This is a genomic window from Conexibacter woesei Iso977N, from assembly GCF_000424625.1.
GTDB lineage: Bacteria > Actinomycetota > Thermoleophilia > Solirubrobacterales > Solirubrobacteraceae > Baekduia > Baekduia woesei_A.
The window spans coordinates 139,669-152,137 of sequence record NZ_AUKG01000001.1 but is presented as its reverse complement, the minus strand read 5'-3'; the positions used below and the strand labels follow the sequence as shown (position 1 = coordinate 152,137).

Genomic DNA, 12,469 nt, shown 5'->3' with positions numbered 1-12,469 from the left:
CAGGCGGCGGCGTAGATCGGTCGTCACGCGGCGGCGAGGCGTGCGCGGATGATCGCCGAGGCCGCGTGCTCGTGGACGCGGTGCGTCGCGCGGATCTCGATGTCCTCGAACCCCGCGGCGCGCAGCCCGTCCTCGAACTCGCGCTGGGTCAGCGCGCCCGCGATGCAGCCGGTCCACGCGGCCATGTCGGCGCGCGTCGCGTCGTCCATGCCGTCGTCGGCGATCACGTCGGAGACCGCGAAGCGGCCGCCGGCGCGCAGCACGCGCGCGGCCTCGCGGAAGACCACCAACTTGTCGGTCGCCAGGTTGATGACGCAGTTGGAGATGACGACGTCGACCGCGTCGTCCGGCAGCGGGACGTCCTCGATGTACCCCTTCAAGAACTCCACGTTCCCGGCGCCCGCCTGCGCGGCGTTGGCGCGCGCGAGGTCGAGCATCTCGTCGGTCATGTCCAACCCGTAGGCCTTGCCGGTCGGCCCGACGCGCTGGGCGGAGATCAGGACGTCGGCGCCCGCGCCCGCGCCGAGGTCCAGGACGATCTCGCCCGCGTGCAGGTCGGCCACCGCGGTCGGGACGCCGCAGCCCAGCGAGGCGCCGAGCGCGCCACCCGCGCCGTCGACCTCCGCACCCGCGTACACCGCGTTGCCGAACACCTCGGTCCCGGACGCGTCGACCAGCGAGACCGACGAGCAGCACCCGCCGCCCGGGCTCGCGGCGGCGCGCGCCGCCTCGGCGTAGCGCTCGCGCACCACCTCGCGCACGTCGTCGCTCTTGCCCGCCGAGCACCCGCACGACCCGGCCGCGTGCGCCTGTGGATCGCAGCACCCGCCGGCCTTCTCCTCCGGCCCGCAGCAGCTCGCCTGCGCGGCGGGCGCGCAGCACTCCGCCGTGGACGTCACTTCTTCAGCCACGCGATCAGCTCCTCCGTTGCCCCAGGCAACATGTAGTAGTACGCCCACAGCCCGCGCCGCTCGGTCCCGATGACCCCGGCGCCGACGAGCACCTTCAAGTGCTTGGACAACGCCGGCTGCGACATGTCGAACAACGGCATCAGCTCGCACTGGCACACCGCCTCCGGCGCCGCCTTGCGCAGCGTGTCCACGATCCGCAGCCGCGTCGGGTCCGCCAGCGCCTTGACGACGGCCGCCAGCTCGACCGCGGCCGCCGCGGTCAGGTCCGGCTCGACCGGCGCCTCACAGCAGCCGCCGGCCTGGCGCTCGCGGGGGCTGATGACGGGAAGGGCGGTGCTCACGGCGCGGAAGATACACAACCGAATGGTTATGAACAAGCTATTTGGTTATGCGTGAGGACGGGCAAACGATCTCATGGTCGTTAGGATGTTGTGCGTGAGCTCGATCGACCGCTGCGACCTCCTCTGCCTCGACCTGCCGAAGGCCGAGGCCCTGCGCACCGCGCGACCCGACATGGAGGACTTGGTCGGCGCCGCCAGCGCGGCCAAGGCGCTCGCGGACCCGACGCGGCTCGTGGTCGCCGACGCGCTGCGCAACGGCGGTGAGCTGTGCGTCTGCGACCTGGCGTGGGTGACCGAGCGCTCCGACAAGCTGGTCTCACACCACGTGCGCCAGCTCCGGGGCGCCGGGCTGGTCCGCTCCCGGCGCGACGGCAAGATGGTGATGTACTCGCTCACCGTGCTCGGCGCCGCGCTGCTGGCCGCCGTCCTGCCCGCCGCGCCGGCGGTGCCGGCGTGAGCTTCGAGCTGCCCGTCGTCCAGGCGGCGCCGGCCCCGGCGCCGGCGCGCGACGCCGACTGGCAGCGCGCCGCGCGATCGGCGGTCCTGCTGTCCTGGGTCAGCCTCTTCTACATGGCCGTCGAGGGCGGCGTCGGGATCTGGCAGGGCCTGGCCGCCGGATCGGTCGCGCTCGCCGCATGGGGCTTCGCGTCGTTCATCGAGGGCCTCGCGTCGGTGGTCGTCGTGTGGCGCTTCACCGGCGACCGGCGCCTGTCCGACACCGCCGAGTACCGCGCGGCGCGCCTGGTCGCGGCGCAGTTCTTCGTCCTCGCGCCGGTCGTCGCGATCGAGAGCGTCCGGACGCTGGCCGACGGCGGCCACGCCGGCGTCACGGCGATCGGCATGGCGCTGACGGCCACCAGCGTCATCTTGATGCCCTTGCTCGGCAAGGCCAAGCACAAGCTCGCCGACCGGCTCGGCTCCGGCGCCACGGCGGGCGAGGGCACGCAGAACGTGCTTTGCGGGATCCAGGCTGCCGCCGTCCTGGTCGGCCTGGCCGCCAACGCGGCGGTCGGCGCGTGGTGGCTCGACCCGCTGATCGGGTTGTTCATCGCCTTCGTGGCCGTCAAGGAGGGCCGCGAGGCCTGGCGCGGCGAGGTCTGCGACTGCTGCTGACGACGGTCAGGCCACCAGCGCCGCCTCGGCATCCGCGGCGGCGGCCGCCGGTCGCGAGCGGCGTTCCAACCGAACGCGTGCGCCGTCGCCGGGCGTGATCGTGATCATGCGGCGGCGGGTTGGTTGCTGCGGGCCGGCGGTGTGGATCGTGAAGCGCTCGGAGGACGCACGCAGGACGAGGCGCATCTCGAGCAGCGCGAAGCTCGCGCCGAGGCAGCGGCGGCGGCCGCCGCCGAAGGGGATCCAGGTGTAGGTGCCGGGCTTGGTGTCCCGGAAGCGCTCGGGCCGGAACGCGTGCGGCGCCGGGTAGATCCTCGGGTCGGTGTGGACCAGCGCGGCCGCGAGGATCAGGACGCTGCCCGCGGGATAGGTGTGCCCGCCGATCGTGACGTCCTGCTTGACCAGGCGCGGCTCGGCGTTGGGCAGCACGGGCCGGAGGCGGAGGACCTCGTTGATGGTGGCCTCCAGGTACCTCCCGCCCTCGTCGGACGCCAGCCGCTCCTGCACGTGCGGCGCGCGGGCGAGCTGCTCGAAGGCGAAGGCCAGCGACGACGCGGTCGTCTCGTGCCCGGCGACCAGCGCGGTCAGCAGCTCGTCGCGGATCTCCTCGTCGCTCATGGGCGAGCCGTCCTCGCGAACGGCGGCGAGCAGCATCGCCAGGACGTCGTCGCGATCGCCGGGGTCGGCGCGCCGCTCCTCCATCAAGGCGTACAACTCGCGGTCGACGGCCTCGCGGTCGCGCTCGAAGCGCCCGAACCTCCCACGGCCGCGCAGCCGCTCCTGGGCCTGCGGCAGCAACGACAACGGGCTCTCGCCGAACGACAGGATCGCGGTCAGCTTGTCGCGCAGACGATCGAGCCGGTCGCCCTCGTCGAGACCGAAGACCGCGCGCAGGATGATCTCCAGCGTCAGCGCCTGGAGCCGCCCGTGCAGCTCGACGGGCTCGCCGGCCGGCCAGGAGTCCAGCTCGCGATCGGTCAGCTCGGTCATCAGACCGGTGAGCCGTTGCATCCGTTCGCCGTGGAACGCGGGCAGCATCAGCCTGCGCTGCTCCAGGTGTGGGGCCTCGTCCAGCAGGATCACCGAGTTGGCGCCGACGATCGGCTCCAGCAGCCGCGCGCCCTCGCCCGGGTGCAGGACCTCCGGCGACGTGGTGAACACCTCGCGCAGGTCGTCGGGATCGGAGAGCACCACGAACGGCGGCTGGCCGAGCAGGCGCATCGTGAAGCGCGTGCCGTAGCGGTCGCGCAGCCGTTCGACGTACGCGGTCGGCCGGCTCCACCAGCCGATCGTCTGCACCAGCGCCGGCGTTCGCGGTCCGGGAGGCAAGGTCGCCCGCATGTCGTGGTCCTCTCGCGGTAGTGTCGACGGAGTGCGGATGAGTATATGTACTGACCGGTATGAGTCAAGGGGCGCGCGCTGATGCCGCGCGGCCACTTCGACCGCAGCGCCCGCAAGGCGGCCACGCGCACCCGGCTGCTGGAGGCCGCCGCCAAGGTCTACGCCGCGCACGGCTTCGCCGGGGCGACGCTCGACGACGTCGCCGAGGAGGCCGGCCTGACCAAGGGCGCGCTCTACGGGCACTTCGGCTCCAAGGACAAGCTGTTGGTCGCGTTGATGGAGGAGTACCTGGCGGCCGAGATCGCCGAGCAGATCTCGCTCTTCGACCGCGACGAGACGACCTGGAAGCGCCCGCAGGCCGGCAGCGACGTGTGGATGCGCGAGCTCGACGCGAGCCCGGAGGCGTTCCGTCTGCTGATCGAGTTCTGGGTCGCCGCCGCCCGCGACGAGCAGATGCGCGAGCGCTTCGCCGGCGGCCTGGAGGCGCTGCGCCAGATGTTCGCGGGCTTCTGCGCCGACAGCGCGGCGGACTCCGGCCTGCCGGTCAGCGAGCAGGGCGCGCGCAACACCGCCGACGTCATGTTGGGGTTGAGCTTCGGCCTCGGCCTGATGCGCGTCGCCGACGGCGACCACGTCTCGCCCGCGCTGCTCGGTACCGCGCTGTCGGTCTTCATCCGCGCGCTGGAGCGCGACGCCGAGCTGCGCGACGAGATCGAGGACCCGGAGCGGCGCGCGGCCTGAACCGGCGCGTAGGGCGTCGAACACTGCGAACCTCTGCGTATGTTCCGGGTCGTCGTCCTGGCGGTGCTGGTCGCCGGTGCCTGCGTGGCGGGCGTCGGGTGCGGCGGCGGCAGTGGTGGTGGCGGGGCGACGGCGACGGCCGTCCAGGCGCAGCGGGTCCAGCACGGGCCGGCGACCGAGCACGTCCTGCTCAGGGCGCCCGACCCGCACGCCGGGACGCGGCGGGGCGTGTTCCTCCGGGATCCGCGGGGGCAGGTCGAGCGGATCGCGGCGGGTGGGCGGCTCGTGGCGTGGAGCGTCCGGACGCCGGCCGATCGGCTGCCGGACGACGATGACGACGTCGTGGACACCGACACACCGGTGCGACTTCCCGAGCGGTCGCTCGTCGTCGTGGCCGACGAGCGCGGCGGGACGCCGGTCAGGCTCGATCTCGGCAGGCGCTGGGTGCGGCGGCTGCGGATGCTGCGCGGGCCGGGTGGCGACGCCGAGCCGCATCTCGCCGTCGAGGCGTGCGCCGACCGCAGGGCGCGCCGGTGCACGGCGCAGCTGGTCACGCTCGCGGCCAACCCACTCCGGATCGCACACCGCACGGCCGGTCCCACCGCCGCCGCGGCCGCCGCCGGGCGGGTCGACGAGGGGCGGCAGGTGGTCGCCGGTGCGCGCCGCGGGACGGCCGGCGGGCCGGGCGGCTGCGCGCCGCGGCTCGCGCTCGAGCGCCTCGACGGCACGCGCCGCCGCGCGCTTCCCGCGATCCGGTTCGGCGGCACGCTCTACACCCGCTGCACGGGGTTCGCGCGCGCCGAGCTGCACGGCCGCTACGTGTTCGCCTGGATCGACGGCAGGGCCGCCACCGGGGAGGCCGCCGCCGCCGGGCTGGAGGGCACGACCGTCGCCGCGCTCGACACGGCCGCCGGATCGCGCGCCCGCTGGCGCGCGGTGCAGACGCCGTACCGCTACAGCGACGGCTCGACCGGCTACGAGCTCGGCCCGGCGATCACCGACGCGGCGATGTACTGGGAGGAGACCGACGAGGACGAGGGCATCGACTCCCTGGAGCTCGTCGCCCTCCCGCGCGACGTCCGCCACGCGCCCGTGCCCGGGACCACGCCGACGACCGCCGACCCGATCGCGCCCGACGACGTCAACGCCTGCGACCTCGCGGCGACCGACGACGCCGTCTACGAGCTGGCCAACGCCCGGTGCAGCCCGTTCGGCGACCTCGGTGGACCGGCCGGTGGCGCGATCCGCCGGATCGTCGCTCCGGTGTTCCGGCCCAGCGCCGACTAGCCCGGCGCGCTACCTGACGATCGTGAAGCTCAGCGTCTTGGCGGTGCTCTTCTGGCCGGTGGCCGCCACGGCGACCAACACCATGCGGTAGGTCCCGGCCGCAAGCTTCCTGCCTTTGACACGGCCGGAGAAGCGGACGCCTACGACGTGATGATCAGCGCGCGGCCCTACTCGCCCGCGCGCACGCCCGCCGACGCGCTGGCCGAGTGTCACGACCTCGAGGGCGCGCAGTTCACGCCCGCCGCGGTCGCCGCGCTGACGCAGGTGCTGGCCGCGGACACCGCGGTCGCTCCCGGCCTCCGGGCCGCCTAGCGCGGCACTATGATCCGCGCGCCTCATCGCTTCGAAGCGCCCCACGACCCCAAGGACCGCCGCACCATGACCCGCCGCAGACGACCGCTCGCCCTGCTCCTCGCGCTGGGGGCGCTCGTCGTCCTCGGGCTCGTCGCCACCTCGGCGCTCGCCAGCCGCGCCGCGACCGACCAGGAGGCGGCCGCGGTCGCCGCCGCGGCGCACTCCGACGTGCAGTGCGTCACGGTCCGGATCTCGACCAAGGACGAGTCCTACGCCGAGCTGTACAGCGCGCAGAACCCGGACTGCACGGACGCCGACGGCGCCGCGGTGTTCCACAACGCGGGCGGCGTCTGGAAGTCCGTCTACGAGAACTCGGGCCAGGAGGGCTGCCCGAGGGAGCTGCCGCAGGCGGTCGCGATCGACTTCAAGATCTGCAGCGCGCCGAGCAGGAAGGTCTACGTCGCGCGCGATGGCAGGTTGGTGTACAAGCCGAAGACGCTCCCGAACGGCGCGCACAGCGGGTTCATCGGGATGAGGTGGACCGGCTGGAACACCGCGACCGCGGTCGGGCGCGGGACGATGGACTACCAGGACGCCTACGAGAAGTTCCAGGTCAAGGTCCGGGTCACGCTGACGTCGCGCAAGGTGTGCGGCAGCAAGCGCACGTACCAGCACATGCACGTCACGCTGCTCGGGGGCACCGCGTCGCAGAGGAAGATCTTCGGCGGGAACTTCAACCGGCTCGGCTGCGGCTACGACGAGTAGGCTCGCCCCCGTGACGAGGCGGTCGACGCGCCGGGAAGTCCTGAAGGGCGGCGTCGCCGCCGTCGGTGCCGGCGTGGTGGGCGGCGCCGTGCCGGCCGTGGCCGCGGCCGCCGCCGGGCGGCGCAGGGAGCGGGTCGCGATCGTCGGCGCGGGCGCCGGGGGCATCGCCGCCGCGTACTTCCTCGCCGGGAGCTGCGACGTGGAGGTCTTCGAGTGCGCTCGCGGATCGGCGGGCACTGCGACTCGCGGCGGGTCGCCTACGAGGGCCACGACGTCACCGTCGACCTCGGCGCGCAGTTCTTCCACCCCGACACGCACCCGCTCTACGTCACGCTCCTCGAGCAGCTCGGGCTGGACCGGCAGACGCACGCGGCGACCGGCAGCCTCTGCGTGTTCCCGATCGCGGGCGGCGGCGCGCCGCGGTTCACCTCCACCCACCCGCTCGACACGCTGCCGTCGGCGCTCCAGTTCGCGACCTTCACGCAGCTCGCGCGCCAGGCCGTCACCGGTGGGCTGGCGTGGGAGACGACCGTCGCGCAGTGGATCGCCGGGCTGGCGCTGGACCAGGCGTTCAAGGACGACATCCTGACCCCGTGGATCACCGCGACGATCGGCTGCTCGCACGCCGACGCGCAGCGCGTCTCCGCACGCTCGATCCTGCAGACGTTCGCGCTCGCGTTCCCGGCCGACCCCGCCGCCGGCGCCAAGACCTACAACTCGAAGATCGGCCTCCAGGGCAACCTCCAGCACATGCTCGACCGCGTGCCCGCGGCGCGCGTGCACCGCAACGCGCCGGTCCGCGCGCTCACGCGCACCAAGGCGGGGTGGATGGTCCGGACGCCCGCCGGCCGCTCCGGCCCGTTCAAGCACATCATCATGAACGCGCCGCCGCGCATCGGCCGCACGCTGCTGCGCCCGCTGCCCGCGTTCGCGGCCGTCACCGCGCTGCTGGGCAGGTACACGTACTTCGACTCGCGCCTGCTGGTCCACGGCGACCCGGTCTACATGTACAGGAACCGGACCGACTGGACCGCCTACAACGCCGGCGCCGACGGGCGCGAGTGCGAGGGCAGCGCCTGGATCGGCGCCCTCCACGACCCGCTGCCGGGCGGCGCGCCGATCGACCTCTTCAAGTCCTGGGCCCAGCGCCGCCGTGCCGACCCCAAGCACATCATCTTGGAACGGCGCTTTCAGCACCCGCTGATCGACCCCCGCATGATCGCCGCCGCGCGCGCCCTGCGCGCCCATCAGGGCCGCGGCGGGCTCTGGTTCAGCGGCACGTACACGACCGGCGCCGACCTCCAGGAGACCGCGCTGTACTCGGCGATGAAGGTCGCCGAGCAGCTCGCGCCGGCGAGCAGGAACCTCGCCGCGCTGCAGGCGCGGGCGCGCGCCAAGGGGCTCGCGCAGCTCTCCTACGACCTGTAGCTCAGCCGAGCGCGAGCAGGCTGACCGCGACCGCGGCGACGCCGAGGCCCGCGAGCTGGACGCGGCCGATCCGCTCGCCGAGCAGGACGCGCGCGAGCAGGACGGTGGCCGCCGGGTAGAGCGCGGTGATCACGGCGACGATCGAGAGGTCGCCGTGGCGCGCGGCGATCAGGAACGAGAAGTTCGCCAGCGAGTCCAGCGCGCCCGCGCCCGCGGCGGTGCGGGTGTCCGGGCGGGTTGCGCCGAGGCGCGCGGCGCCGAGCGCGAAGGCGGCGGTCAGCACGATCAGCGACGACACCGTGCGGCCGACGATCAGCGGCGCGACGCCGGAGCCGTGCGGCGCCTGGTCGAGGCAGATCAGCTGCAGCGCGATCGCCGCGCCCGCGCCGAAGGCGAGCACGAGCGCCTCGCGGCTCGGGCGCACGCCGCCGGCGTCGCCGCCGCTGACGACCACGACGGCGACCAGCGCCAGGACGATCCCGGCGACCGCGAGCGCGCTGAGGCTGTCACCACTCGCCAACCCCACGGCGACCGGCAGCGCCGCCGACACGAGCGCGGTGACCGGCGACAGGACGCTCATCGGCCCGATCGCCAGCGTCTTGTACAACAACGCGAACGCGGCGGCCGAGGCCACGCCCGACGCGGCGCCCCAGGCGACCGCGCCGCCGTCGAACGACGCGCCGATGACCGGCCACAGCAGCAGCTCGACCGCGAGGCTCACCGGCGCGGCGACCATCACCACCCGCAGGACGTGCGCGCCGCGCGCCGCGAAGCCGCCGAGGAAGTCGGCGGCGCCGTAGGCGATCGAGCTGGCGAGGGCGAGCAGCAGGGCGGTCATTCGAATCGACTGTAGGGTACAATCGGTTGCACCACGATGAACGGTGCCGCACGAGAGGTCATCGCCGCGAACGTCCGCGCCGCCCGCGCCGCGGCAGGGTTGTCGCTGGACGCGCTCGCCGCCCGCGCGCAGGTCAGCAAGGGCGCGCTGATCGCCGTCGAGGCCGCGCGCGGGAACCCGAACCTCGCGACGCTGGTCGCGCTCGCCGACGCGCTCGGCCTCTCGATGTCCGCGCTGGTCGAGGACCGCCGGGCCGACGACCCGGTGGTCGTCGTCGACCAGGCCGACGTCGCGCCGCTGTGGACCGGCCCGGACGGCGGCACCGCGCGGCTGCTGCTGACCAACCGCAGCCCGGCGCCGGTCGAGGTCTGGCGCTGGGTCCTGCATCCCGGCGAGCGCCACGGCGAGCAGCCGCACGTCCCCGGGATCACCGAGACGATCACGGTCACCCGCGGCCAGCTCCGGCTCGACGTCGGCGACGTCACCCGCACGCTGCGCACCGGCGAGACCGCCGTCTTCGCCGCCGACGTCGAGCACGCCTACGAGGGCGCGGGCCGCGGTCCCTGCGAGCTGCTGATGACCGTGCACCTGCCGCCCGACCACCGCGGCTGAGCTACTCCGGGATCGCCTCCGCGAGCGCGGCGCGATCCGGCGCCGGTGGGAACGGATCTGCGAAGTACTGGGTCTCGTGTACGACTTCCCCTGTGTCGGGGTCCAGCTCCATGATGCTGACCGAGTGCGTCGGCGCGCCGTCGTAGGTGATGACGCACTCGCTCACCCACAGCGCGCCGCCGCCGCTGATCCGCCGGACCGTGAAGTGCCGCTCGGCCGCGTGGCCGCCGCGCTGGCCCTGGATCGCGGCGCGGCCGCGGAAGCGCTCGCCGGACTGCGGGTAGTCGAGGATCGCGGCGTCGGCGTAGATCGCGTGCTCGGCCGCGAAGTCGTTGCGCTCGGACGCGTCCCAGTGCTCCTGGATCCGGGCGCGGAGCTCGGCGTCGGCGGGCATCACAGCTTCTCCGCCAGCTCGACGATGATCCCCTCGGGACCCCAGAGGTAGCAGAGCTTGAACGCGCTGCCCCACGTGACGACCTCCCGGACCAGCTCGGCGCCGTGCTCGCGCGCGATCGCGATCGTCGCGTCCATGTCGTCGACCTGGAAGCAGACGTGGCGCAACCCCACCACGTTGATCAGCGCGCGCCCCGGGCCCGGCTCGGCGGGCGGCGCGCTGAAGGACGACAACTCGATCCGGTTGTGCCCGTCGGGCGTCTGCAGCATCACGACGTCGCTGCGGACGCCGTCGAGCCCGACGATCCGGTCGACGTCCTCGCCCGCGACCGACGTCCCGCCCGCGTTCTCCATGCCGAGCGCGGTGAAGAACGCCACCGCGGCGTCCATGTCGGTGACCGTCAGCCCGGCGTGGTCCATGCGTTGGATCCCCATGCGCCGATCCTACGGCGCACGGGGACCCGCGCTCGCGCCTGTGCGCGCCTAGCGCCTCTCCAGCTCGAAGCGCGCGATCAGCTGCTCCAGGCGGCCCGCGGTCTGCGCCAAGCCCTCGGCGGTGGCGCCGATCTCCTGCGCCGACGCCGAGGTCTCCTCGGTCGACGCGCTGACCTGCTCGGCCCCGGCCGAGGACGACTCGGCGACCGACGCGATCTCCGACATCGTCACCTCGACGTCCTGCGCGGTCGTGGCGAAGCCGCCGACCATGTCGCGGATCTCGCCGACGCGATCGGCCATCTCGCGGACCGCGTCGCCGATCTCGGCGAACGCCTCGCGGGCGCGCTCGACGACGACGGTCGACTCGCCGGCCTGGCGCGACCCGAGCTCGACGGCCTCGACCGCGCGGCCCGTCTCGTCCTGGATCTCGCCGATCAGCGACGAGATCGACGCGGCGGCCTGCTGGGACTCCTCGGCGAGCTTGCGGACCTCGTCGGCGACGACCGCGAACCCGCGGCCCTGGTCGCCGGCGCGCGCGGCCTCGATGGCGGCGTTCAAGGCCAACAGGTTGGTCTGCTCGCTGATCGTGGTGATCGCGTCGACGATCCCGCCGATCTGCTCGGACTTCGCGCCGAGGTGCTGGATCGTCTCGCTGACGCGGTCGCTCGACGCGCGCATCCCGCGCATCGCGGCCGTGGCCTCGTCGACTGCTGAGCCGCCCTGCGCGGCCAGCGTCAGCGCGCGCTCGGCGGCGTCGGCGGTCGCGGCGGCGCGGTCGGCGCCGTCGCGGGAGGCCGCGCTCATGTCGTCGGTGCGGCGGCGGGCGTCGCCGATCGCGCGGACCTGGCGCTCGGCGCCGTTGGCGACCTCGGTGACCGCGTTGGCGATCTCCTCGACCGCGCGGCCCGTCTCCTGCGTCACGGCGGACATCTGCTGCGAGGCGCGGGAGACGTCGCCCGCGCCGGCCGCGACGTCGCCGATCAGCTCGGCGAGCGAGGCGCGCGTCGTGTTGTAGGCGTCGATCATCGCGGCGCTGGCGGCGGTGATGTCGTTGACGGCGACGGCGATCTCGCCGACCTCGTCGCGCGAGATCTTCTCGATCGGCTCGACGTCGGCGCGGACGACGACGGTCAGGTCGCCCTCGGCCAGCGCGGCGATGCCGGTGCGCAGGCCGCCGACCGACTCGTCGCGGACGCGCGACAGGCGGTCCAGGACCGCGCGGACCGAGCGCTGGATCGCGCCGGAGATCACGAACGCCATGATGCCCGCGGCCAGGACCGTGAGGATCAGCGCGACGATCGCGATCGTGCGCGCCGAGTGGTAGGCCGACACCGCGGAGGCGTACTGCGCGTCGCCGATCCTGGTGTTGACGGCGACCCAGTCGGTCGTTGCGCTCTCGATCGTGTCGAAGTACGGGTACGCGGCGTTGATCGCGGCGGCCTCCCTGGCCGTGATCGGCTCGCCCTTGACGATCAGCGGCGCCGTCGTCTGCTCATAGGCGTCCCACGCCTTGATGATGGTGTTGACGTCCCTGGCGTCGCGCGGGTTCGTCGCGAGGTTCGCCTTGTAGTAGGCGAGCTTCGTGTCGATGCTCTTGCGCAGCGTCGTGAGCTGGCCGTCGAGGAACAGGCGGTCGGAACGGTGCGGCGCGAACGTGCGCGCCAGCTGGTTCTTGCGGAACATCTCGATCTGGCGCGAGACGTCGCCGATCGTCGACACCGACTTGACGACCTTGCCGTTGATGGCCTTGACGTTGCTCTGGATGTGCGACATCCGGTTGATCGCCACGAGGCCGGAGGCCAGCGACAGGACCACGATGACGCCGAACGCCGCGAGCAGCTTGACGCGCAGCGGCAGCTTGGTGGGGAGGAGGCGAGAGGGCATGGAGCCCTGGGGTCGGCGGCCCCGCCGATCGGCTGAGCCGCGGTGTCAGCGTCTGATCTCCCCCGATCGCGGGACCCGGTCCGCCG

At 73.6% G+C, this 12,469-nt stretch carries 15 protein-coding genes and 1 pseudogene; 9 read left to right on the top strand and 7 right to left on the bottom strand.

Features of this window, described 5'->3' with window-relative positions; genetic code table 11:
- Positions 1-23: 23 nt before the first annotated feature.
- Both arsM and H030_RS0100725 read right to left on the bottom strand, forming a co-directional pair.
- A complete protein-coding gene (gene arsM / locus H030_RS0100730; protein ID WP_027004696.1) occupies positions 24-761 on the bottom strand; it encodes an arsenite methyltransferase in 738 nt (245 codons plus the stop codon).
- Positions 762-895: 134 nt separating this feature from the next.
- A complete protein-coding gene (locus H030_RS0100725; protein ID WP_051221386.1) occupies positions 896-1,252 on the bottom strand; it encodes an ArsR/SmtB family transcription factor in 357 nt (118 codons plus the stop codon).
- 85 nt (positions 1,253-1,337) lie between these two features.
- Here H030_RS0100725 and H030_RS0100720 point away from each other — a divergent pair, with 85 nt between their 5' ends.
- Both H030_RS0100720 and H030_RS0100715 read left to right on the top strand, forming a co-directional pair.
- Positions 1,338-1,709 carry an ArsR/SmtB family transcription factor gene (locus H030_RS0100720; RefSeq protein WP_035125695.1) on the top strand — a complete coding sequence of 124 codons (372 nt, stop codon included), beginning with the start codon at positions 1,338-1,340 and terminating at the stop codon, positions 1,707-1,709.
- Positions 1,706-2,365, top strand: a complete 660-nt coding sequence (locus H030_RS0100715; RefSeq protein ID WP_051221384.1) for a cation transporter — start codon at positions 1,706-1,708, stop codon at positions 2,363-2,365. The genes H030_RS0100720 and H030_RS0100715 overlap by 4 nt, the downstream gene beginning before the upstream one ends.
- A 6-nt stretch (positions 2,366-2,371) precedes the next feature.
- On the opposite strand, the gene H030_RS28235 is transcribed toward H030_RS0100715, so the two are convergent.
- Complete coding sequence (locus H030_RS28235; protein WP_081690405.1) at positions 2,372-3,706, bottom strand: cytochrome P450; 1,335 nt, start codon at positions 3,704-3,706, stop codon at positions 2,372-2,374.
- 81 nt (positions 3,707-3,787) lie between these two features.
- Here H030_RS28235 and H030_RS35990 point away from each other — a divergent pair, with 81 nt between their 5' ends.
- The 6 genes and pseudogenes from H030_RS35990 (at position 3,788) to H030_RS0100685 (ending at position 8,221) form a co-directional block, all read left to right on the top strand.
- Entirely contained in the window at positions 3,788-4,447 is a 660-nt protein-coding gene (locus tag H030_RS35990; RefSeq protein ID WP_051221380.1) for a TetR/AcrR family transcriptional regulator, read from the top strand.
- 39 nt (positions 4,448-4,486) lie between these two features.
- Positions 4,487-5,734, top strand: coding sequence for a hypothetical protein (locus tag H030_RS0100700; RefSeq protein WP_027004692.1), 1,248 nt, complete (start codon positions 4,487-4,489; stop codon positions 5,732-5,734).
- Between the two features lie 147 nt (positions 5,735-5,881).
- Complete coding sequence (locus H030_RS38730) at positions 5,882-6,046, top strand: hypothetical protein (protein WP_231398329.1); 165 nt, start codon at positions 5,882-5,884, stop codon at positions 6,044-6,046.
- Positions 6,047-6,112: 66 nt separating this feature from the next.
- Positions 6,113-6,793 (top strand): hypothetical protein, encoded by a 681-nt coding sequence (locus H030_RS0100690; protein ID WP_155891753.1) that lies wholly within the window; start codon positions 6,113-6,115, stop codon positions 6,791-6,793.
- Positions 6,794-6,803: 10 nt separating this feature from the next.
- Positions 6,804-6,989, top strand: a pseudogene (locus H030_RS40595) (hypothetical protein); the annotation flags it as partial.
- A 17-nt stretch (positions 6,990-7,006) separates the two neighbouring features.
- A complete protein-coding gene (locus tag H030_RS0100685) occupies positions 7,007-8,221 on the top strand; it encodes an FAD-dependent oxidoreductase (RefSeq protein WP_027004690.1) in 1,215 nt (404 codons plus the stop codon).
- Between the two features lies 1 nt (position 8,222).
- On the opposite strand, the gene H030_RS0100680 is transcribed toward H030_RS0100685, so the two are convergent.
- Positions 8,223-9,059 carry a DMT family transporter gene (locus H030_RS0100680; RefSeq protein WP_027004689.1) on the bottom strand — a complete coding sequence of 279 codons (837 nt, stop codon included), beginning with the start codon at positions 9,057-9,059 and terminating at the stop codon, positions 8,223-8,225.
- A gap of 36 nt (positions 9,060-9,095) precedes the next feature.
- Between H030_RS0100680 and H030_RS0100675 the strand changes: the two genes are divergently transcribed.
- A complete protein-coding gene (locus H030_RS0100675; protein ID WP_027004688.1) occupies positions 9,096-9,671 on the top strand; it encodes a helix-turn-helix domain-containing protein in 576 nt (191 codons plus the stop codon).
- 1 nt (position 9,672) lies between these two features.
- On the opposite strand, the gene H030_RS0100670 is transcribed toward H030_RS0100675, so the two are convergent.
- The 3 genes from H030_RS0100670 to H030_RS35985 are packed head-to-tail and all read right to left on the bottom strand — an operon-like array spanning position 9,673 to position 12,383.
- Positions 9,673-10,065, bottom strand: coding sequence for a hypothetical protein (locus tag H030_RS0100670; RefSeq protein WP_027004687.1), 393 nt, complete (start codon positions 10,063-10,065; stop codon positions 9,673-9,675).
- Positions 10,065-10,499, bottom strand: a complete 435-nt coding sequence (locus H030_RS0100665; protein ID WP_027004686.1) for a VOC family protein — start codon at positions 10,497-10,499, stop codon at positions 10,065-10,067. The genes H030_RS0100670 and H030_RS0100665 overlap by 1 nt, the downstream gene beginning before the upstream one ends.
- Before the next feature lie 48 nt (positions 10,500-10,547).
- Positions 10,548-12,383, bottom strand: a complete 1,836-nt coding sequence (locus H030_RS35985) for a methyl-accepting chemotaxis protein (RefSeq protein ID WP_051221378.1) — start codon at positions 12,381-12,383, stop codon at positions 10,548-10,550.
- Positions 12,384-12,469 lie beyond the last annotated feature (86 nt).